This window comes from Streptomyces murinus (genome assembly GCF_002154555.1).
GTDB lineage: Bacteria > Actinomycetota > Actinomycetes > Streptomycetales > Streptomycetaceae > Streptomyces > Streptomyces murinus.
Map to the genome: position 1 here is coordinate 1 of NZ_MUNF01000059.1, position 21,341 is coordinate 21,341.

At 70.2% G+C, this 21,341-nt stretch carries 20 protein-coding genes and 1 tRNA gene; 13 read left to right on the forward strand and 8 right to left on the reverse strand.

Features of this window, described 5'->3' with window-relative positions:
- Nucleotides 1-66 precede the first annotated feature (66 nt).
- Entirely contained in the window at nucleotides 67-1,368 is a 1,302-nt protein-coding gene (gene bagB / locus CCN72_RS04530; RefSeq protein ID WP_086806451.1) for an ATPase BagB, read from the forward strand.
- A 198-nt stretch (nucleotides 1,369-1,566) separates the two neighbouring features.
- Here bagB and wblA read toward each other — a convergent pair whose 3' ends face one another.
- Nucleotides 1,567-1,905, reverse strand: a complete 339-nt coding sequence (gene wblA / locus CCN72_RS04535) for a transcriptional regulator WblA (RefSeq protein WP_172427591.1) — start codon at nucleotides 1,903-1,905, stop codon at nucleotides 1,567-1,569.
- A gap of 494 nt (nucleotides 1,906-2,399) precedes the next feature.
- On the opposite strand from wblA, the gene CCN72_RS04545 reads away from it, so the two are divergent.
- Nucleotides 2,400-4,733, forward strand: a complete 2,334-nt coding sequence (locus tag CCN72_RS04545; RefSeq protein WP_202442574.1) for a transglycosylase domain-containing protein — start codon at nucleotides 2,400-2,402, stop codon at nucleotides 4,731-4,733.
- Nucleotides 4,734-4,832: 99 nt separating this feature from the next.
- On the opposite strand, the gene CCN72_RS04550 is transcribed toward CCN72_RS04545, so the two are convergent.
- Complete coding sequence (locus CCN72_RS04550; RefSeq protein WP_086806423.1) at nucleotides 4,833-5,300, reverse strand: GatB/YqeY domain-containing protein; 468 nt, start codon at nucleotides 5,298-5,300, stop codon at nucleotides 4,833-4,835.
- A 94-nt stretch (nucleotides 5,301-5,394) separates the two neighbouring features.
- On the opposite strand from CCN72_RS04550, the gene CCN72_RS04555 reads away from it, so the two are divergent.
- The 4 genes from CCN72_RS04555 to CCN72_RS04570 all read left to right on the forward strand — a co-directional run bounded on the left by CCN72_RS04555 (nucleotide 5,395) and on the right by CCN72_RS04570 (nucleotide 9,140).
- Nucleotides 5,395-6,321: a metallophosphoesterase gene (locus CCN72_RS04555; protein WP_086806424.1), complete on the forward strand. Its 927-nt coding sequence runs from the start codon at nucleotides 5,395-5,397 to the stop codon at nucleotides 6,319-6,321.
- Between the two features lie 77 nt (nucleotides 6,322-6,398).
- Nucleotides 6,399-7,127: a Pr6Pr family membrane protein gene (locus CCN72_RS38865; protein ID WP_086806425.1), complete on the forward strand. Its 729-nt coding sequence runs from the start codon at nucleotides 6,399-6,401 to the stop codon at nucleotides 7,125-7,127.
- Nucleotides 7,128-7,194: 67 nt separating this feature from the next.
- Nucleotides 7,195-7,268, forward strand: a tRNA-Pro gene (locus tag CCN72_RS04565).
- Between the two features lie 225 nt (nucleotides 7,269-7,493).
- Entirely contained in the window at nucleotides 7,494-9,140 is a 1,647-nt protein-coding gene (locus CCN72_RS04570) for a PE-PGRS family protein (RefSeq protein WP_086806426.1), read from the forward strand.
- Here CCN72_RS04570 and CCN72_RS04575 read toward each other — a convergent pair.
- From CCN72_RS04575 to CCN72_RS04590, 4 genes are all read right to left on the reverse strand, one after another.
- On the reverse strand, nucleotides 9,070-9,912 hold the full coding sequence (locus tag CCN72_RS04575; RefSeq protein WP_086806427.1) for a PE-PGRS family protein: 843 nt from the start codon (nucleotides 9,910-9,912) through the stop codon (nucleotides 9,070-9,072). The two genes, CCN72_RS04570 and CCN72_RS04575, sit on opposite strands and share 71 nt — an antisense overlap.
- Before the next feature lie 157 nt (nucleotides 9,913-10,069).
- A complete protein-coding gene (locus CCN72_RS04580; RefSeq protein ID WP_086806428.1) occupies nucleotides 10,070-11,599 on the reverse strand; it encodes a LacI family DNA-binding transcriptional regulator in 1,530 nt (509 codons plus the stop codon).
- A gap of 51 nt (nucleotides 11,600-11,650) precedes the next feature.
- On the reverse strand, nucleotides 11,651-12,031 hold the full coding sequence (locus CCN72_RS04585) for a helix-turn-helix domain-containing protein (RefSeq protein WP_208637916.1): 381 nt from the start codon (nucleotides 12,029-12,031) through the stop codon (nucleotides 11,651-11,653).
- Nucleotides 12,032-12,077: 46 nt separating this feature from the next.
- Nucleotides 12,078-12,335 (reverse strand): helix-turn-helix domain-containing protein, encoded by a 258-nt coding sequence (locus tag CCN72_RS04590; RefSeq protein ID WP_086806429.1) that lies wholly within the window; start codon nucleotides 12,333-12,335, stop codon nucleotides 12,078-12,080.
- Between the two features lie 509 nt (nucleotides 12,336-12,844).
- Here CCN72_RS04590 and CCN72_RS04595 point away from each other — a divergent pair.
- The 6 genes from CCN72_RS04595 to CCN72_RS04620 all read left to right on the forward strand — a co-directional run bounded on the left by CCN72_RS04595 (nucleotide 12,845) and on the right by CCN72_RS04620 (nucleotide 18,822).
- Nucleotides 12,845-13,777 (forward strand): hypothetical protein, encoded by a 933-nt coding sequence (locus tag CCN72_RS04595; RefSeq protein ID WP_086806430.1) that lies wholly within the window; start codon nucleotides 12,845-12,847, stop codon nucleotides 13,775-13,777.
- Complete coding sequence (locus CCN72_RS04600; RefSeq protein WP_086806431.1) at nucleotides 13,774-14,475, forward strand: ATP-binding protein; 702 nt, start codon at nucleotides 13,774-13,776, stop codon at nucleotides 14,473-14,475. The genes CCN72_RS04595 and CCN72_RS04600 overlap by 4 nt, the downstream gene beginning before the upstream one ends.
- A gap of 233 nt (nucleotides 14,476-14,708) precedes the next feature.
- Nucleotides 14,709-15,998: a hypothetical protein gene (locus CCN72_RS04605; RefSeq protein WP_208637917.1), complete on the forward strand. Its 1,290-nt coding sequence runs from the start codon at nucleotides 14,709-14,711 to the stop codon at nucleotides 15,996-15,998.
- Between the two features lie 327 nt (nucleotides 15,999-16,325).
- Nucleotides 16,326-16,667: a plasmid mobilization relaxosome protein MobC gene (locus tag CCN72_RS04610; RefSeq protein WP_086806433.1), complete on the forward strand. Its 342-nt coding sequence runs from the start codon at nucleotides 16,326-16,328 to the stop codon at nucleotides 16,665-16,667.
- Entirely contained in the window at nucleotides 16,664-18,349 is a 1,686-nt protein-coding gene (locus CCN72_RS04615; protein WP_107430062.1) for a relaxase/mobilization nuclease domain-containing protein, read from the forward strand. Before CCN72_RS04610 ends, CCN72_RS04615 begins: the two co-directional genes overlap by 4 nt.
- Nucleotides 18,350-18,441: 92 nt before the next feature.
- Nucleotides 18,442-18,822 (forward strand): hypothetical protein, encoded by a 381-nt coding sequence (locus CCN72_RS04620; protein ID WP_086806434.1) that lies wholly within the window; start codon nucleotides 18,442-18,444, stop codon nucleotides 18,820-18,822.
- Between the two features lie 254 nt (nucleotides 18,823-19,076).
- On the opposite strand, the gene CCN72_RS04625 is transcribed toward CCN72_RS04620, so the two are convergent.
- Both CCN72_RS04625 and CCN72_RS04630 read right to left on the reverse strand, forming a co-directional pair.
- On the reverse strand, nucleotides 19,077-19,898 hold the full coding sequence (locus CCN72_RS04625) for an SPDY domain-containing protein (RefSeq protein WP_086806435.1): 822 nt from the start codon (nucleotides 19,896-19,898) through the stop codon (nucleotides 19,077-19,079).
- A 162-nt stretch (nucleotides 19,899-20,060) separates the two neighbouring features.
- The gene (locus CCN72_RS04630) at nucleotides 20,061-20,414 is read right to left on the reverse strand and encodes an SPDY domain-containing protein (protein ID WP_086806436.1); all 354 of its coding nucleotides are present in this window, start codon (nucleotides 20,412-20,414) and stop codon (nucleotides 20,061-20,063) included.
- 191 nt (nucleotides 20,415-20,605) lie between these two features.
- Here CCN72_RS04630 and CCN72_RS04635 point away from each other — a divergent pair, with 191 nt between their 5' ends.
- On the forward strand, nucleotides 20,606-21,310 hold the full coding sequence (locus CCN72_RS04635) for a nucleotidyltransferase domain-containing protein (RefSeq protein WP_086806437.1): 705 nt from the start codon (nucleotides 20,606-20,608) through the stop codon (nucleotides 21,308-21,310).
- Nucleotides 21,311-21,341: the final 31 nt, after the last annotated feature.

Consider the following 21,341-nt stretch of genomic DNA (forward strand, 5'->3'; position numbering starts at 1 on the left):
CCCGGGGAGCGGGGCGCGGCCGAGGGGCGTGGCGCGGCCGAGGGGTGGGAGGCGGCGGCCCGGCGGCTGGCCTCCTCCCGGGTGCTGGACGTCGACGCGCTGCTGGACGACCAAAAGACGCGCATCGTGGTGTGCTGCGGCTCCGGCGGCGTCGGCAAGACGACCACCGCGGCCGCCCTGGGCCTGCGCGCCGCCGAGCGGGGCCGCAAGGTGGTCGTGCTCACCATCGACCCGGCCCGCAGGCTGGCCCAGTCGATGGGCATCGACTCCCTCGACAACGTCCCCCGCCGGGTCAAGGGCACCGACGGCGGCGGAGAGCTGCACGCCATGATGCTCGACATGAAGCGCACCTTCGACGAGGTCGTGGAGGCGCACGCGGACCGCGAGCGGGCGGCCGCGATCCTGGCGAACCCCTTCTACCAGTCGCTCTCGGCGGGCTTCGCGGGCACGCAGGAGTACATGGCGATGGAGAAGCTGGGCCAGCTGCGGGCGCGGGACGAATGGGACCTGATCGTGGTCGACACCCCGCCCTCCCGCTCGGCCCTGGACTTCCTGGACGCCCCCAAGCGGCTCGGCTCCTTCCTGGACGGCCGGCTGATCCGCCTGCTCACCGCCCCCGCCAAACTGGGCGGCCGCGCGGGCATGGCGTTCCTGAACGTCGGGATGTCGATGATGACCGGCACCCTGGGCAAGCTGCTCGGCGGCCAACTCCTCAAGGACGTCCAGACGTTCGTGGCCGCGATGGACACCACCTTCGGCGGCTTCCGCACCCGCGCGGACGCCACGTACAAGCTGCTCCAGGCGCCCGGTACGGCGTTCCTGGTGGTGGCGGCCCCGGAGCGGGACGCGCTGCGCGAGGCCGCGTACTTCGTGGAGCGGCTGGCCGCGGAGGACATGCCGCTGGTGGGGCTTGTGCTCAACCGGGTGCACGGCAGCGGCGCGGGCCGGCTGTCCGCCGAGCGGGCGCTGGACGCCGCGGAAAATCTTGCGGACCCCGGCATTGTGGATCAGGGGGACGGGAAAGCTGGACTTCGTAACTCTCCCGAAACGTACGGCAGTTCAGAACCTCGCGCAGCCGAGGCCGCAACCGGTACCGACGCATCCGGCACCTCCCCCGAAGGCTCCCCCGCCGACGAGGAACGTTCCGTCGACCGGCTCGCCGAGGGCCTGCTGAGGCTGCACGCCGAACGCATGCATCTCCTGGCGCGCGAGCAGCGCACGCGTGACCGCTTCACCGCCCGCCACCCCGAGGTGGCGGTGGTCGACGTACCCGCCCTGCCCGGCGATGTGCACGACCTCACGGGCCTGCGCGACATCGGCGACCGCCTCGCGGCGGGCGCGCCCACGGAGCGTCCGGAACCGTCGTAGCGGACGCGGCCCGGCACAGCGGACGCGATCGCGCTCGCCCTGGGCTCTCGGCCGAACCCGAGGCGCGTGGGCGGCGAGGTCTGCGGGACCTACGGCGCCTGACCTGCGGTGTGCTTGATATGCGGTGTGGTTGACCTGCTGCGTGCTTAACCTGCCGCGTGCTTGGCCTGCTGTTTGCTGGGTCCGCGCTCGCGGTCCTCAGCTCACGGCCGCGTAGTTCTCGTACACCTCGTCGCTGTCGAGGCTCACGAACCCGGAGCCGCGCTCGTACTCCGAGCGGGCCGTCTCCAGCAGCCTGCGCCAGGAGGTCACGGTGGGCCGCCGGCGCAGCAGAGCGCGGCGCTCCCGCTCGGTCATGCCTCCCCACACGCCGAACTCGACGCGATTGTCCAGCGCGTCGGCCAGGCACTCGGTGCGTACCGGACATCCGGTGCACACCGCCTTGGCTCTGTTCTGCGCTGCTCCTTGAACGAACAGTTCATCCGGATCGGTAGTGCGGCAGGCAGCCTGCGCACTCCAGTCGGTTACCCAGCCCATACCGGCGCCGTCCTCTCCCGAATCGAGGCTCCCCCACGGCGGCAGCGGCATATTCACCGCCGCCAGTTGAGGACGTTACGGAAGGTGGGCACAGCGCAACACCCCCGTCGGGCCCAATCTTGAATGGCCCGAACGGACTATGGGTAAGCGGCAGATCACCCGCGGGAGTGAGCTGGCGACATATACGACTATCCCGGCAAACCAGGACAGCTACGGTGCGCCACAGCGGGCACCAGGTGACACACGCGGCGCAATCGGACACGTCTCGGGGTGCGACACGGGTGGTTCGCGACGGTTCCGAAAGCCGGACGGAGTGCTACGGGGCCGCACTGCCGTGACAGTTGGGAGCAGCTTAGGCCAAGGGCTGCACGCCTGTCCGGGAAATGGAAACGTAGGCAGGTCAGGGGGCACGCGGGGACTCGTACCGGTTACGGAACATCCCGAAGGCAAGCCGCTCCCTCAAAACGCTCAGGAGTACGGATTAGGCTGCCCCCATGCCAAAGAAGCGCTCGGGCGGTGGTCTGTCGCCGTTGCAGCAGGCCGCGAAGTTCCTCGGTGTCAGTGTGCTCGCGGGAGCCGTGATGGCGGGCATCGCGCTGCCCGCGGCCGGCGCTCTGGGCCTCGCGGCCAAGGGCTCGGTCCAGAGCTTCGACGAGATCCCGGCCAACCTGAAGAGTCCCCAGCTCAGTCAGCGCACGACGATCCTGGACGCCAAGGGCGGCCAGATCGCGAGCGTGTACAGCCGGGACCGTACGGTGGTCGACCTCAAGGACATCTCGCCGTACATGCAGAAGGCGATCGTCGCGATCGAGGACTCGCGCTTCTACCAGCACGGCGCGATCGACCTCAAGGGCGTGCTGCGCGCCCTGAACAAGAACGCACAGGAGGGCGGGGTCGCGCAGGGCGCCTCCACGCTCACCCAGCAGCTGGTGAAGAACTACTTCATCGAGGAGGCCGGCGACGACCCGACGAAGGTCGCCGAGGCCACCCAGCAGACGATGGGCCGCAAGGTCCGCGAGCTGAAGTACGCGATCCAGATCGAGGAACAGCTCGGCAAGAAGAAGATCCTCGAGAACTATCTGAACATCACCTTCTTCGGTGAGCAGGCCTATGGCGTGGAGGCCGCCTCCGAGCGGTACTTCTCCAAGCACGCCAAGGACCTGAACCTCCAGGAGTCCGCGCTGCTGGCCGGCATCGTGCAGTCCCCGAGCCGCTACGACCCGGTCAACGACGAGGCGGAGGCCACCAAGCGCCGCAACATCGTGCTCCAGCGCATGGCGGAACTGGGCGACATCTCCCCGCAGGAGGCCGCCCAGGCCAAGCGCCAGCCGCTCGGACTCAAGCCCAGCCAGCCCAAGAACGGCTGCATCACCGCGGTCCAGGGCGCCGGGTTCTTCTGCGACTACGTGCGCGAGGTCTTCCTCACCGACCCGGCCTTCGGCAAGACCAAGGAGGCGCGCGCCAAGCTGTGGAACCAGGGCGGTCTGACGATCCGTACGACGCTCGACCCGCAGTCCCAGCAGTCCGTGCAGAACTCCATCAAGAACCACGTCTACAAGTCCGACCAGGTGGCGACCGCCGCGACGATCGTCGAGCCGGGCACCGGCAAGATCCTCGCCATGGGCCAGTCCCGGCCGTACGGCTTCGGCACGAACGAGACGCAGATCAACCTGTCGGTGAACCAGGGCATGGGCGGCGGCGCCGGCTACCAGCCGGGTTCGACGTTCAAGCCGATCGTCGCGGCGGCCGCGATCGAGGGCGGCAAGTCCCCGGCGCAGCAGTACCCGTCGCCGTACGAGATGCCGTACCCGAGCCCGGTGGCCGCCTGCAACGGCAAGACCTGGCGCAACGACCCGGCCAAGCCGGCCAAGCTGACCAATGAGAACGAGTCGGAGCACGGGCCGTACGGCATGAAGGAGGCGACCGCCAAGTCGGTCAACACCTACTACGTGCAGCTGATCAGCGACATCGGCATCTGCCCGGTGATCGACATGGCGAAGAAGATGGGCGTGGCGCGCGCCGACGGCCGCCAGATCGACCAGGCCCCCTCGATCGCGCTCGGCACCCAGGAGATGTCCCCGCTGACGATGGCGAACGCGTACGCCACCTTCGCCTCGCGCGGCATGTACTGCACCCCGGTCGCCATCGAGTCGGTCACCCAGACGACCGGCAGCCGGGTGAAGTCCCTTCCGGTGCCGCGTTCGACCTGCTCGCGCGCGATGTCCGAGAAGACGGCGGACACCGTCAGCACGCTCCTCAAGGGCGTGGTCGAGGACGGCACCGGCCAGGAGGCGGGCCTCGGCGACCGGCCGAGCGCGGGCAAGACCGGTACGACGGACGAGCGCTTCGCCGCCTGGTTCGTCGGCTACACCCCGAACATGGCGGGCGCGGTCTGGGTCGGCGACCCGCGGCACCAGCGCAAGATGATCAACATCACCATCGGCGGCATCCCGCACGACAAGGTCTACGGCGGTGAGGTCCCCGGCCCGATCTGGCGCGACATGATGAACGGCGCCCTGGAGGGCAAGCCGACGGAGGACTTCAACCTGGTCGACATCCCGGACGACAACGGCTCCGGCGACAACCACCAGGGCCAGGGGCAGGGCACCGGCGGTCAGCACGGCGGCGCCAACGGAGGCGGCCACGGACAGCTGATCGGCGGCCTGCTCGGCGGTCTGACCGGCGGCGGCGCGACGGGCGGCGGCGCGACCGGCGGCCCCGGCGACATCGGTGGCACGGTGCCGACCGCGCCCGGCACCATCATCCAGGGGCAGACGAACGGCGGGGCGAACGGCCGGGCGGTCGGGGGGACCGGCGGTCGCCGCTAGCCCTTCCGGAGGTACGACGATGGGGCCGCACCCTGTGTTCCGGGGTGCGACCCCATCGTCGTACCGTCGTGCTGTCGTACTGCTTTCCCGGTCCCGGGGTCAGCCCTGGAGGAGCTTCTTCACCGCGGCGGCGACGCGGCCGCCCTCGGCCTGGCCGGCCACCTTGGGGTTCACGATCTTCATGACGGCGCCCATGGCCCGCGGCCCCTCGGCACCCGCCGCCCTGGCCTCCGCGACGGCCTGGGCGACGATCGCGTCCAGCTCGTCGTCGGACAGCTGCTGGGGCAGGTACTCGGCGAGCACCTCGCCTTCCGCCTTCTCGCGCTCGGCCGACTCGGCGCGGCCGCCCTTCGTGAAGGCATCGGCCGCCTCGCGGCGCTTCTTCGCCTCGCGGGTGATCACCTTGAGGACCTCGTCGTCGGACAGCTCACGCTTCTGCTTGCCCGCGACCTCCTCATTGGTGATCGCCGAGAGGGTCAGCCGGAGCGTGGAGGAGCGGAGCTCATTGCGCTCCTTGATCGCGGCGTTGAGGTCGTCCTGAAGCTTCGACTTGAGCGTGGTGGTCATGTGGTCGATTGTCTCAGGTGCGGGGCCCGGGGTGCCTGCCGATTTAGCGGGCGGGCGGTCCCGGGTGGCGGGCGCGGTCTGACACGATGGTCATATGCGCGCGCGATACGGAATTCCCCTGGGAATCATGGCGGCAGGCGCCGCCGGTCTGGCGTACTCGGTGGGCTTCGAGGCCCGCTCCTTCCGCCTGCGACGAGTGACCGTCCCCGTCCTGCCGCCGGGCATGCATCCGCTGCGTGTGCTCCAGGTCTCCGACATCCACATGGTCGGCGGCCAGCACAAGAAGCAGCGCTGGCTGCGCTCGCTGGCGGGCCTGCGCCCGGACTTCGTGATCAACACCGGCGACAACCTGTCGGACCCGGAGGGCGTGCCGGAGGTGCTGGACGCACTGGGCCCGCTGATGGAGTTCCCCGGCGCGTACGTCTTCGGCTCCAACGACTACTACGGCCCCAAACTCCGCAACCCCGCCCGCTACTTGCTGGAGAAGACGAGCGGCCGCCACGGCCTGAACGGCAACGCGCCGGCGGTCGGCGCGATCCACAACCCGTGGGAGGACCTGCGGGACGGCTTCGACGAGGCGGGCTGGGTGAACCTGACCAACACCCGCGGCGCCCTGAAGATCGAGGGCGTGTCGATCGAGCTGACCGGCCTGGACGACCCGCACATCAAGCGCGACCGCTACGCCAAGGTGGCCGGCGGGCCGACGGAGTCCTACGACTTCTCGCTCGGCGTGGTCCACGCCCCCTACCTGCGTGTCCTGGACGCCTTCACCGCGGACGACTACCCGCTGATCCTGGCCGGCCACACGCACGGCGGGCAGCTGTGCATCCCCTTCTACGGCGCCCTGGTCACCAACTGCGACCTGGACACGGACCGGGTGAAGGGCCTGTCCACGCACACGGCGGAGGGCCGTACCTCCTATCTGCATGTCTCGGCGGGCTGCGGCACCAACCGCTACACCCCGGTCCGCTTCGCCTGCCCCCCGGAGGCGACGCTGCTGACGCTGGTGCCGAGGTCGTAAGACGCCGGTGCCCAGGTCGTAACCCGCCTGGCGTAGCCCGCATGGCCCGCACGCGCGCCCCTTCCTAGCGTGAGGGCATGACCGCCCAGATACCCAGGGAGATCCCGGGCCTGCCCCCGGTCCCGGCGTCGCCCCTGCTCCCGCGTTCCCCGGCGCCGGCCAGGGCGGTACTGGCCCCGTCCCACCGCCCCGGGGCCGCCGTGTATCGCCTGCTCACGGCGCTGATCGCGGCGGCGGGCGTGGCCCTCGCCATCCTGCGGAGCACTCCGGCGCACGCGCTGAGCTACTTCGGTGTGCAGGCGGGCGCGATCCTGGCCGTGACGATGCTCCTGTCGGCGTCCCGCGCATGGCGCGGCCACCGCGTCCTTCCCTCGTGGCTGACCGGCGCGGCCCTGCTGTACGCCCTGGTGTCCGCGCTGACGTACCACCTGCTGCTGGCCAGGACCTCCTTCTCGATGACCGCGCTCTCGACACCCCCGGAGCGCTGGCACACCCAGTGGATCACCCTCCAGCTCCTGCACACGGTGGCTCCCGCGGCGGCCCTGCTGGACTGGCTGTGCCTGACCCCGGCGCCCCGGCTGCATCTGCACCAGGCCACGACCTGGCTCCTCTACCCCCTGGCCTACCTGGCCTTCTACCTCGCCCGCGGCGCTCCCTACCTCTACCCCTTCCTGGACCCCGCCGCCCACGGCTACCGCGTCACCCTGGCCAACGCCCTCCTCCTGGGCCTGGCGACCTACGCCCTGGCCACCCTCCTCGTGGCCCTCGACCACGCCCGCCCGACCCCGATCCAGCGCCACCTCTGAATCGGATTTCGTTTCCTGGCCCCCAGTGGGCTAAAGTAAACGACGTCGCCGCGACAAGCAGTGACATCGGGGTGTAGCGCAGCTTGGCAGCGCGCTTCGTTCGGGACGAAGAGGTCGTGGGTTCAAATCCCGCCACCCCGACAGAGAAATACCAGGTCAGGCCCGGTGCTGAGAGATCAGCACCGGGCCTGATTTGCTTTGTGGCCCCGTTTTGGGAGCCGTTTGGGAGCCAACTTCCAGAAACCGGCTCCCGGCGGCTCCCAGCGAGCGGCCGTCCGCCGTCCAGCCCGCCCTTTGCCGCTCACGCTGGGACAGGATCATCCCTACGGTTGTGCGAGGCCGATCACAGGCGGTACGACGATCGCCATGCACCGATGGTCTCCGTTAAACGACCGGCAGCTAGCACTCCTCACCCGCATCGGGGACGGAGCCGACCCCGTCACGTCGGACAGCCCAGAGTTCGCCCTCACCGCCCGCGCGCTCAAGGAGCGGCGTCTGATCACCATGCCCAAGCAGGATGGGAAGTGGCAGGCTGAGATCACTGACGCGGGGCGCTTCTACCTGGAACACGGCCATCACCCGGACCGGCCGGAACCGACGCCGCGCAAGCAGCGGTCGGCGGGTTCCGAGCAACGGACACGGCCGGCCTCTCCTACGCAGAAGCAAGACACAGCTCCGTCCACGACGAAGCCGGCGCCGCAACGCGCCGCCAAGCCCCCGCAGGCGTCGTCGGCGGAAATCGGGGCCGCCTTGATCGCGGAAGTACAGCAGGCTGGGCGGTTCCTCCGGATCCCGAACCCCAGCGACCAGGAGCGAGCCCGCTACCGCAGGGCCTTCGACGCAGCCCGGCAGTGTGCGCCCGAGGGGTACCACCTGAAGTACAGCGGCCGGGCGAAGGGGGACTTCTTCCTCGGACTGCTCAGGGTGTCGGGTGAGGACGACACCGAGTGGAACCGGATCCGGCTGGCGCGCAGCCGGGTGATCAGCGATGTCGAGGACGTGATCGCCGCTGTCACTGCGGACCACAGCGCCTTCGAGATCTCGGAGGAGGTCCTGCCCCGAGTCCTCTCGCTGCTCCGGCTCCTCGCCGAGCAGGCACTCGGCCGCCACGGCGAGATCACTGTGTCCAAGAAGCGCAAGCAGCCGAGGCCCCTGCTCACCGTTCACGGCAGGACGTACGAGGTCGGCTTCCGCGAACGGCAGAAGCAGGTCCGGTACGTGCCCAAGCAGCCGGGCCGCCGCACGTACGACTGGCAGCGGGTGACGCCGGCGCACAGGTTCGAGCCGTCCGGTGAGCTGGAACTGCTGATCAGTGAGCACTCGGGCTACGGCTACGGCCACAGCTACGGCTGGAAGAAGGAATGGGCCGACACCACCAAGAAGCCGTTGGAGGAGCAGGTCGGTTCGGTCTTCCGGGCGTTGAAGGCGCGCGCGGGGGAGCAGGAGCGGGCTCGGCTGGAACGGGAGGCCGAACAGCGGCGCCTGCGAGAGGAGCGGGAACGGCAGGAGGAGGAGCGTCGGCGTCTGGAAGCGGAGCGGGAGGAGCGCGAGCGGCGGGAGTGGGAGTCGGCAGTCAGTGCCGCCTCGATCAAGGCGGTGCACGCCGTACGGGCGGAGCACTTCGGCACAGCCCTTGAGCAGTGGAAGGTGGCCGGAGAGATCCGAGTGTTCTGCGGCGCACTGGATGAAGCCGCCGCAACGTCGGACAACGCAGCCGAAGCCGAGAGGCTGCGAGAGTGGTCGGCTTGGGGGAAGGCGGAGGCCGACCGGCTGGACCCCACCATGAACGGCAGGGGCCTGGCCGCGCTCGACTTCCACGCGGAGCCGACGGGAGATCAGCTACGGCCCTTTCTCGGCGGCTGGAACCCGCACCGGCCGGAGAGGGAGCAGCCTGCGGCACGGTCCGAGCCGCCGAAGCCGGCCCCGGAGCCGTGGCGCGGCTCTATCGACGGACGTCAGGATCAAGGCCGGCGATATGGACGCCAAGGTCGCGCTCAATGGTGGAGGCGATGACGCCGTGCCCACGGTCGCGTAGGGCCTTGACCGCCTTCTCCACCAGCTGGCCGAGCCTGATGACCTCGGCGCGCAGTGCGACCAACTCGTCGTAGCGTTCAGCCTTGTCCTCGCCGCACCACACCCGGACAGTCCGCAGAACGGCCGCCTCCGCATCCAACTTGCGGTCGTCCCGACGACGGTACGAGTACCAGGAGGGCTGTGCGCGCTCCTGCTCGATGTCCTGCTGCTTGCGGTCCACCTCCGGGAGAATCTCGTCGGCGAGACGGCCCGCCACCTGACGGGCGACGCGCTCGGTGACCGGCCAGCCGGCCAGGCACATGCCAGCGTGGTTCTCGTGCACCATCGGGTCACTGCGGAGCGCGGTGGCGTCCATTCCGATGAGCGGCGCCGTCTCGTCGAGTCGGCTCAGTTCCAGAACTCCCGCGTCCGCCACCCCTCGGCGGAGGCGCAGCCTGTTCTTCGGCTGGACGAACCCGAGGATCAGGCGCGCGGCCTCGAAATCCGTGCTGCCCCGTACGTGGCGTGATACCTCGGTCAGTCTGAGCTCTGCCTCATCATCCGCGCGGAACGCATCGACGTCTGGCCACGGTGCTACGAGGCAGCCGGGACTGACCCATTCCTGCAGCCCGGCGTCATCCCCTTCCAGGAACCGGACATGGACCCAACCAGACCTGCCACGGCCGCCCACCCGAACGATCTCCACCCGCCTGACAGGGCTGCCCAGTTCCTTCGGTCTCGCGCGGTATGCCCAGTGCTCGCCACTCTCCATGTACCTATTGAGCCAGGTCCGTTGGCCCCGTTGCTTGGCAATCGTCGTAACTGCTGGAGTGAGACGACCGCGCGGAGTTGACGCGGCCTCGCGGAGGCATTGGGGGTACGGCTGTGCCCTCCGGCAGTGGTCGCCGGAGGGCACAGCACTTTTATTGCTACGACTTGACGGGCACCCGTGACACCTCGCGTGCCCGCAGGAGATCACTCAGCACGCGCACTGGTGACGTGGCACTCATGGCCAAACGCGCGTCGAGTGCTGCCTCCCACTGCTCGGTCAGCCCCAGCATGAGGCGCTTGCGCATGCCTGGGGTGACGTGGGCGTAGCGCGCCGAGACTGAGCCGTCGATGTGGCCCATGCGTTCGTCCATGAGCACCTTCTCGGTTCCCAGGTCCTCCATCATCGTCCGGTGGGTGTGGCGAAGGCCGTGGGGCGTGAGCCCCTTGGCTATCGGGAGCCAGCAGGCGTCGGCCCGTTCGCTGGCACCCCGACCCCGTGCCGGGACACCGGGCCACGGCTCGCCGAGCAGGGGCACCGGCCGTGGCTCCTGTGGTGCCTTCTTCGGGTACCAGCCGGAGACCGCCGGCGTGAACAGCCAGGTTGCGAAACCGTTCCTGCGCCAGTGGGCGGCATGCTCCGGCACGACGCCGCCCCGCACGAACCCGAGGTCCGCGATGGCCTGCTCGACCTTCGCTCGCGTGGCCTCGGTGACGCGTTCGGGGTGGTTGAGCACGTTGGACACCGTGCCGGTCGAAACGTCGGCACGACGGGCGACGTCGACGAGCTTCGCGCCCTGGTGGCCCCCGGTACGGGCCGCGCCCTGTCCTCGGAAGACGTAGGTCTTGCCGTGACAGAGGCACGGCTTGGGCTTCGTGCGGGCGATGTGGTTCGCGACCAGCGCGGACAGCCAGTCCATCGAGTCGATGGTGCGGTAGCTGTCGTCCTTCGGCGGGCAGCGCACCAGCTCCCCCGTGTCGAGCTCGTACAGCTGCCACTCGACCCGGACGGCTCCAGGGCGGACGAACGCGGTCTCCAGGCCCACGATCTCGCCCCAGCGCATGCCGGTGTACCCCTTGAGGACCACGGCGACGAACTCATCGTCACGGCCGGAGAGCAGGGCGGCGCGCTCGGCGGTCAGCAGGATGCCGAGCGCGTCGGTGACCACCTTCTCCGGACCACGGTCTCGGGAGCGGCCGGCGCGCTTACCCCGTCCGCGCCGCCGAGCGGCCGGGTTGGATGTGATCAGGCCCTCGTCGATCGCGTCCTCGAAGATCAGGTGGAGTGTCGAGCGCCAGGTCTTGACGCTGGAGGCCGCGTATAGGGCCTTCTCCTTCTTCTCCCATAGGTCGACGTCCGTGCGCAGGATGCCGGCGAGCGCCTTGTCCTCGAACTCGGGGAGCAGGTGCTCCTCGATGTGGCGCTTGTAGTTCTGCATGGTCGAGGCCGCCAAGTCCTGGGCCTCATACCAGCGGTTCGCGTACTCGCCGAAGGTCTCCTGGCCGAGCGCCGGGTCGCGCCAGTCGCCGCGACGGTACTTGTTCTCGGCCTCGGCCGCTGCCCGTTGGGCCTCGCCCTTGGTGGCGAACCTGATCGCCTTGCCGTTCTCGTCGACGACCGTGTTGTGCTTGCCGGGCGCGACCTTGTACCGGCCGCGCCAGTAGTTTCCGCGCTTCTCCGCGAAACCCAAGTCCCGCTGTCCCCCTATTCTTTGTCCTCGGCTACGGCAGATGCGATCGGGTCACGCGACAGTGCTGTACTGCTGCTGTCGACGCGGCGGGCGGGCCCGCAGGCGAGTCGCCGGCGCCACGGCAGGGCGGCGACGTGGTGCGGAGTCGGTCTGCGTAACGGGCCCAGAGAGCGGCTCGGTCGCCCGGGCGGTTATCTGCGCAGGCTGTGCCGGCCGCTCCTCGTAGAGGCGGATGATCTCGGCGAGGTGCTCGGCGGTGAAGCGGTAGGCGCGGCCGACCCGGGTGTGCGGGATCAGACGCCGTCGCGCTCGGTCCTTGACCCACCAGGCCGAGCAGCCGAGGGTGTCGGCGATCTCCTCGGGACGGTAGAGGCGGGGTGGAGGGGCGTCGGACGGCCTGTGGGGGATGGGCGCGGGCGTGGGTCGGTGCAAGGGGGCGGCTCCTGGTCGCGAGGGCGAGGACGGATGCGTGAGCGGCTCAGGTGGCGCCGGGGCCCTGGAGGAGGGCGAGGGGCGATACCTGCAGGGCTTCGGCGATGGCGACGAGGTCGTCGATATCGCATCGCCGCTTGGCGAGTTCGATGCGGGACAGCATCGTGTTGGACATAGGACGGCCCAAAGCGGTACACCGCGCGGCGAGTTGGCGCTGCCCAAGGCCGCGTTCCGTGCGGAGGCTTTCAATGGTGCGAGCCGCCAGCATTCCTGCGGGCCCTATTTCCAGAGATCGTGCTGCCATGGCTCCAGTTGTAGCGTGCATTCGCCGGTTTGGTTAACCGGCGATCGTCGGCTATGTTGCGCCGCGCTCAATCGGCGAGCGAGGCGGTCGGGATTCCGCGAAGGGCCGGGCCCCCGAACGGGCCCCAACACCAGAGACCCTCTCTGACATGGGGTGTTGTGTTGTAGCTTCGTCGCTCGCAGGACGTCAACGGCTTGCCGATGTGATCCTTCTGGCTCGGGATGCAGGGCAACTATTTGGTCAACCGCCGATCGTGCCCTACCGTTTTCGCACCGCCCTCTCCGTCTCGATTTCCAGCGGCATTTCTGCCGTGAGAGATTGCGCCGGATAGGGCTGGACTTGCGCGCCGTGGGTGTGGCTATGTTGACGACACCCCGGAAAGCGCGAGCGGCCATCAACGTTCCCGCGTCAACGGCCGGACATCCCCGCTCTTCACACCCGTCTCCGCCCTGACCGACGGTGAACCGTGGGCGCCCAGCCCACCGGCCACCGAGTGAGGACCGCCCCTCTTGGCACGAATCCGCACCATCAAGCCGGAAGCCTTCGTCTCCGAGTCCCTGGCAGCCGTCTCCCTGACCGCCGAGCGCACCTTCTTCGGCCTGCTCACTCAGGCTGACGACCAGGGGCGCCACCGCGACCACGCCGCGATCATCGCCGGGCAGCTGTGGGTACTGCGCCCGGAACACACGCCTGGCGCTGTCGAGCAGGACCTCGCCCAGCTCGCCGACGCCGGGCTGATATGCCGCTACAAGGGCCCGGGCGACAAGCGCTACCTGCACATCGTCACCTGGCGGCAGCATCAGAAGATCAACCGCCCCAGCGCGAGCCGTCTTCCCGCCTGCCCGCACCACGACACGCAGACTCGCACCGCGCCCGGCGTCGGCGCGCCGGCTGCGGGAGTCGGCATCACGGAGCCCGCACCGCAGCCTCACGGAGCCCTCCGTGAGGACTCCGGGCGAATACGCGAGTCTGCGGTGAATCCGGTCGCCGATGCTGATACAGCAGGTCAGAGCGATCTCCGTGAGCCCTCCGTGAGGCAGCGGGGAGGGCTCAGTGAGGGAGCGGTGACACCTCAGCGTCCGGATCTAGGACCTAGGATCATGGATCTAGGAAATACCCCTTCGGGGGGCGCGAGCGCCCCCGCACCCCACACCGTCTCGGCCAACGAGCTCATCGCCGAGTACGCCGCCGCTTGCACACACCGTCCGCCCAAGGACGTCCTGGGCCATCTCGCTCGCGAGGTGCGCAAGCTGCTCGGCGAGGGCATCGCCCCCGCCCACATCCGGGCCGGCCTGGAACGGCACCGCACCAAGGGCCTCCACCCCAGCACTCTGCCGAGCCTCGTGCACGAGGCCATGAACGCAGCCCCCGCCGCACCGGTTGTCCACAGGGCGTGGACAAACCCCGCCGATGTCGAAGCCGCCTACGGAGGTGACCTCTGACCGCCACCCTCACCCGCGAGCCCCACCGGGTCGGCCCGCTCGCCGACCGGCTCAACGGCATCCTTGCCAGTCGCGGCATCGACCTCGCCACCGCCGCCGTCGAGGACGGGCACGCCGAGCCCGTCACCGCGCTGGAACTCGCCGACGCCAGGATCCCCGCCCGCTACCGCCGAGCCCTGGCCGACCACCCGAAGCTCACCGCCTGGGCCGACGAGATCGCGCGCGCCGGACGCCCCGGCCCCGGCGGGCCGGGCATCGCCGAAGGCCCGTCGCTGCTGATCGCCGGCCCCACGGGCACGGGCAAGACGTACCAGGCGTACGGCGCCATCCGCACCCTGCTCGCCCGAGGGGTCCGTCTGCGCTGGGAAGCGACCACCACCGCCGACTTCCACGCGCGCCTGCGCCCCCGCGCCGGCCACGACGCCGAACGTGACCTGCAGACCCTGGCGCGCTGCCCGCTGCTGTTCCTGGACGACCTCGGCGCGGCCAAAACCAGCGAATGGACCGAGGAGCTGACCTACCGGCTCATCAACCACCGGTACGAGCACATGCTCCCCACCCTCATCACCACCAACCTTCCGATGGAGCAGCTGCGCGTCACCCTCGGTGACCGCGTCGCATCCCGCCTCGCTGAGATGACGGAGCGCGTCATCCTCGACGGCCCCGACCGACGACGCCGCACAGCCCCCGCCACCTGACTGGCCGCCTCAGCGCCCTCTCCTGGCCGGGCCCGCCGCATCACCTGCGCTCACACCAGCCCTGCCCGCGCAAGCCACTCGCGTAGGCGGTAGCTCAGCGGCTCCGTCGATTCGCCCTTCGCCCTCATTCCTCGACGCCTTGGAGCCCCCTCCTGCCTCCTCTCAGCCCCGTCCCCCTCGCCATACGGATCAGCGGCACGCCGCTCCTCCCTGACTGGGCCACCTCCCCGGTGATGACCGTGGCGCTCCTCATCCCGCCCGTGCTGCTCGGCCTGCTCGCCGGGTGGCTGATCCGCCAGCAGCGCCGCCGGCGGCATCACACCAACCGCTGGCGTGGAACCGCCGCGGTGCCGGTCGCGGCCGTGGCCGCGCTCGGCTGCACCGCGTACAGCGCGGACACCAGCTGGCGGTTCGCCGCCGACTACCTCGACATGGGCGGCACCGCCGAGCGCGTCGCGATGTTCGCCGCCGCTGAGCTGGCCCTGTTCGCCACCGCCCTGATGGCGCGGCAGAACCTCAACGGCCCGAAGCAGGCTCCCGGCCTGCCCGGCAGCCTCACGTGGGTCATCACCGGCGTCCAAGTTTTGCCCGCCTACGCCGAGTCCGGGCTGGTCGGTGGCACCGTGCGGGCCTTCGTCGGCCCCGTCATGGCCGCGATGCTGTGGCACTTGGCCATGGGCATCGAGCTGCGCCACCGCGCCCCCGACGCCGCCTCACGCGGGCTGGCCGCTGTCCTCGTCCGCCAGGCACGCGAACGCCTCCTGGCCCGGCTCGGCATCGCCGACCAGGACGCCGATGCCGCCCGCCTCATCCGCGACCGCGCACTGAGCGAAGCCGTCGCCCTCATCCTGCGCGCCGAGTCGATGACCGACCGCCAGCGCGGAAAGCGGCGGCAACGACGCCTGACGGAACGCCTGCACGAGGCCCTGGAGCGGGCCGACGTCGACGGCGACCCGCTCCAGGACGAGATGCTGCTGCGCAAGCTCGCCACCCGTAAGCAGGCTGTCGGCCTCGCCTCCATCACACTGCCGCCGCGCTGGCAGATTCCGGCCTCCAACCCCGCCCGTGGATCCGGGCACAGCCGCCCGGGCGCCGCCCGCCCGGCACCACTGCCGCGGGCAGAGGAGGACGTTGCCCGCACGCACCCGTCAGACCCGGGCGACGACGAGGTCCCTCCGCCTGCCCGCCCGCAGCCTGCCCGCCCGGGGCCCGGGCTGCCCGCACGGGCAGAAACCGATGACAGCCGGGCGCTCACGGGCAACAGCTCGGGCAGCCCTTCGGGCAGGCGCGAGCGGAAGGCGGCTGCCCGGAAGAAGCGCGATGCCAGCAAAGCCCGTGCCTCTGACGAGGTCATCCTCAAGCACGCCCGCCGCATCTACGAGGAGACCGGCAGCGTCGGACGCGACCGGGTCGAGGACGCCCTGCGCGCCGCCGGCTACACCGTCTCCAGCGACGGCGTCGGACGAGTCGTACGCGAGTTCAAGGCCCAGCTCAAAGCCGCAGCCGGCCATCCACCCCGCTAATCCCCACAGCACCAGCGCTCCCGGCCACACCCCGACCCGAAAGGCCCCATGCAGACCCCGCACCACGAAGACCCCATGCCCCCCGAGGGATCCCTGCCGTCCAATCCTGCCCCAGGCGGAGCAAGTTGTACCGGGAGCAATGCTCCCGAGTCTCCCGCCCCGGGGGTGGCGGGAGCGGCCCGGCGCCAGGGGGCACCAGGCCGACAGGCAGCGGCCGAGGGCGGACCGCAGCCAGAAGGGAGTTGGCAGGCCGAGTCGCTTTCGCGTAAGCGTCAGCGCGCCCGTCAGCCAAAGCCGCTCAAGCGCCTGCACCAGCCCAGTTGCCGCATGAACGACGCCGAGTACAAGCGTTTCACCGACGCAGCCGCCCGGTGCCAGATGACCAACGCCGCCTTCCTCGCCTACGCCGTCGACAAGGCCGCCCGCGACCTGAACCGCACCGCCGCCGAGATCGCCACCGAACGGGAAGTCATAGGCGAGCTGTTCGCCGCCCGCCGGCACCTCGGCTGGATCCACGGCCTGTTCAACCAGGTAGCCAAAGCCCTCAACTCCGGCGCCGACGCACCCCACCTGGACTCCGCGGCCAAGGCCGTGCAGAGCGCGGCCCGCCGTATGGAGGACGCCGCCGATGCCCTGCTCGCCCACCGCGACGGCGGTGCCGCCGCGTGATCCCCAGCATCCACAAGCGCGGCACCAAGACGGTCGGGCTGATCCGCTACCTGTATGGGCCCGGCACCCACGAGGAGCACATCGACCCGCACCTGGTGGCCGCCTTCGACCCGCTCACTCCCGACCCCGGCCGCGACCCGGACGTCACCTTCGGTCAGTTGCAGCGGCTGCTCGACCAGCCCGTCAACGCCCTGCCCGCCGGCCGCCGCCCGAAGAAGCACGTGTGGCACCTGTCCGTGCGGGCCAGCCCGGAGGATCCGATCCTGTCGGACGAGGACTGGGCGGCCATCGCCCGCCGCATGGTCGCCGCCACCGGCATCGCCCCCGAAGGCGACGAGGCCGCGTGCCGGTGGGCGGCGGTCCGGCACGCCGACGACCACATCCACATCATCGCCACCCTGGTCCGCGACGACGGCCGCCGGCCCCGTCTGCACAACGAGGCCCGCCGCGCCCAGGCCGAATGCCGCCGCATCGAAGCCGACTACGGTCTGCGCCGCGTCGCGCCTGGAGACGGCACCGCCGCCAAGCGCCCCACCAGCGCCGAACGCCGCAAAGCCGAACGCCAGGGCCGGGAGCGCACGGCGCGCGAGGAACTGCGGGAGACCGTACGGCGCGCGGTCGCCGGCGCGACGAGCGAGGAGGAGTTCTTCGACCGGCTGGCCGCCGCGGGCCTGCTGATCCGCAAGCGCTTCGCGCCCTCAGGTGACCTGCTCGGCTACAAGGTCGCGCTGCCCGACGACCGCAATGGCGAGAAGGAGCGGGTGTTCTACGCGGGCTCCGCGCTCGCACCCGATCTGTCCCTGCCCCGCATCCGCGAACGCTGGACGCTTCCCGCGGAGGCCGCTTCGGCGGACGGCTCTGGGCGGGAGCAGCCCGTCCTGCCGGACGTGACAGGTCCCGCGTTCGCGCGGCGTCGGGCCAGCGCCGCCACCTGGCAGGCGCTGCTGATCATCGACCAGGGCGACGACGGTGCAGCAGCGGCCCAGATCGCCGCGGCGGGAGAGGTCCTGGACGCGCTGGCCAAGACCTCCGCCGCCCACACCCGCGCTGAACTCCGAGAGGCAGCCTTCGCATTCGAGCGGGCCAGCCGCTCCCACGTGAAGGCCGTACGCGGGCACGACCGCGCCCTGCGCCAGGCCGCCCGCGACCTCGTCCACAGCGGACCCGCCCTCGGCCGAGGGGAAGACGGCGCCACCACCGCCATGCTCATCGACATGGCCTTCTTCCTCGCCATCGCCGCGGCGAACTGGCACGCGAAGAAGGAGCACGCGCAGCAGGCCGCCGCAGCCCAGCAGGCAGCCGAACACCTCCGCGCCGCCTACCAAGCCGCAGCAGCCCACCCCATGGCCAACCTCCGGCAGCGAGGCCAGCGTCTGGCGCCGCGTGTTCGGCAACGGCACGCCGCCCTGGTCCAACAAGTGCTGCCGGAGCTGGCCGAGCGAATCCGCGCCGAGGCCGGCTGGGCCGCCCTGGCCGCCACCCTCGACGACGTCCGGAAGGCCGGCCACGACCCGGCCGTTCTGCTGGCCGACGCCGCCCGACGACGTGAGCTCGACACCGCCGACTCCATCAGCGACGTCCTCGTATGGCGCCTGCGCCGCAGCGCCCACCACGCAACCGGCCACCAGCGCAGCGAACAACTCCCACCGTCGGCGCTGACCCCAGAAACGGGCGCAACATAGCCGACGATCGGCGGTTGGCCAACCGCTCGTTTCTCCGGACGATTAATGCCCTACCCCCACCCGACTCCGGTAAGGAGCTGAGGAGCACCCGTATGCCCAAGACCCAAGCCCGACCCGACATCGTCCGCCTGCTCTGCGACGCGGACTACGAGCTCCGACGTGAAACCCGCACATGGGTCCACCGCGACGGACGACCGTTCAGCAAGGAGGAACAGGCCCTCGTCTCCAGTGCCACCCGCGCCGAATTCGAAGAGATACAGGAACAGTTCACGCGGTACCGGGAGTACCGACGCATGGTGGACGAAGCGCCGGAGGCTCTGCGGCGCTTCCTCGCCCCGTTCATGGCACAGCTCACCGAGAAGAACCTCGGCAACGCCCACGAGCTGATGAACGAGGACGAACGAACCGAGTTCGGCCGGCTGCTCAAACTCACCATGGCACCGTTCCGTTCCTTCGCTCCGTACGCCTTCTGACCGGGGCCCGCGTCCATGCATGACCGACGTGGCGATGACCGGCTCCCAGGACAGAGCCGGGATCTCGCACAGAGGCGTGGGCGTTCCAAGCGGTAGCCGACTCAGCGCGCCGCGTTGAACGAAGCTCCGGGCGCAGAAACGGTCTGCTCCCAGCAGCCGCGGTCCGCGACGCCACGGAAACGCCGGCCAAGGCAGAGCAGCAAGAAGCCGGGCGTCCCTGCAGGGGACGCCCGGCTTCGATGCGTTAGACGCCCTCAGCCGGCCGGAGCGCGCAGGAGCCGGTCGCGTGTACTTTCGGGCAGCATCCGGCGCAGGACCGGTGCGCTGGAGCTGAGGGAGTCGGCGAACGCGGCGACGAGGTCGTGCGGCACGCTGACGCTGAACGAAGCCGCCCACAAGTAGCCCGCGCCGAGCACAGGCTCGGCCCACGCCTGCCACCCGGCCAGGGCCGCCTCGTCCGCCTCAGCCACCAGCGCGAGTGGGTCGCCATCCTGGATGAGGGGCGGCACCTCGCCGAGGCGGATGTGGGAGGCGAACGTCGGATCCACCGCGCCCGACCCGGGCTGGTCGCCGTCACGCAGCCAACCGTGCGCCGTAACGGCGTCGAGGACCAGCTCGGGGCCACCGCACGGCAGGGCGGGCTGATCGCGGGCGTCGAGCGCGGCCAGGAAGCCAGCGAGGATCTCCCCCGGGACCTCGGGGGTGAAGTAGGCCGACCACTGGGCGAGCGGGCTGCTCGGGTCCGTACGAGCGGACACTTGCCAGGCGATCGGCAGGTTCCCCAGGTGGAACGGCTCGTCCGGCAGGACCCACTGCGCCCACCGCAGGGAGTCTGGGCTGATGTGCAGGACGGTGCTGCGCAGGACCTGGCGGTCCTCCGGCGCCTCGTCCGGCTCCTGGCGCCCGCGGACGATCGTCAGGCTCGTCCAGCCCAGGCCGGCGAGCGTGTCAGCGACGGCGTCGTACAGGCGTCCGTCGTCACCGGCCAGGTGCCGCGGACCGACCCAGTACGCGGAGGGGACACCAGCCGGAGCAGGTGGATCGATCGAGAAATCGGGATGCAGGTACGCCTCCAAGAAGTCGGGGGGCTTGATGCCGCCAGCGGTACGTAAAGCTGGATGGAGGTGCCGGGCCGCCCCGGCGGCGACCTCGGGTGGCAGGTAGCCGGGCTACCCCGTCTCGCCTTCACCACGTAGACGACGGGTTCCTGCAGGGGCGCCGACTCGAGCCGCTGCATGTCACACGCGCTGGGAGGTCTCCAGCACGCGAGTGACCGCAGCGGCGACGACGTCGGCCGGCGTCTCGGTGTCGAAGGACATCTGATAGCCGCGTACCTTGGCCGTACCGGTGACGGCGATCTTCCACCCCTCGCCGTCGGTACCAGGACGGCCGGACGGAAACCATCCGAGATAGAAGGATCCATCCTTCGAGTTGACGTGTACGTCTGCGCGGTCATCAACGACCAGGATGAAGTCGTCGGCGGAGAACTGATCCATCACGAGCGTGGCCTGGCCCGGCCCGAGCAGCCACTCACGCAGCCGCAGGGCCTCGACGGTGGTGGAGAATCCGGGACCCGGGGACCCCGCTGCCACGGGCAATCACCTCTCTGACCTGGTGTTTTGCGAGAAGGTCGTCCAGGTTCACATGCCCTTGCGGCTTTGACCAGTCATTCGTGGATCTTTGCTGTCTGCCCCCGGCGAACTGAGACGCAGAGCGCGAGACCTCGCTGTCCAGCTGCGAGAAACGGCGTGCGCCCGGTGTGGGCAGTGCTGATAGTTGCCCCATGGAGGCGATCGAGGCCGCACGCGCCGTCGTAGATGAACAGCACCCCAAAGCGCGCGCCGCGTTCCTGGGCGGCAGCGTCGTCACAGGCCGCCGAACGGCCACGTCGGACCTCGACATCGTCGTCCTACTCCACGGAGCCCCAGCCCCATACCGCGCAAGCCTCCAGTACGCCGGCTGGCCGGTAGAGATGTTCGTGCACACCGAAGCGACGTGGCACGCGTACGTCGAACGGGAACTAGGCAAGCGCCGGTCACCGCTGCTGTGGATGTGTGCCGACGGGCTGCTGCTCTTCGACACCGATGGACTCGGAGCCCGCCTCGCCGCAAAGGCCCGGAAGCTGACCGCCGCCGGACCACCGCCGGCGTCGACGGAAGAGATCGACGACCGCCGCTACGCGATCACCGACCTCCTCGACGACCTCGCGGGAAGCAACGACCAGAGCGAGCGTCTCTTCATCGCGACCGAACTGGTCCGACGCACCGGTGAGCTGGCGTTGGCCGTTGGCCGTTCGTGGGGTGGCGGTGGGAAGTGGCTGGCACGCCGTCTTGAGACAACCGCGCCAGGGCTCAGCACACGCCTCCACCACGGCCTACAGGAGGTACTGGGCGGGAGAGTCGAGCCCCTCGTGGCCGTCGTTGATGAGGTGCTCGGGCAGGCCGGTGGCCGGTTGTGGGTTGGCTACAAGCGTGCCGGGGCGCCCTGAGCGGTTCTCAACGCGTACGCGGAGTACGCGC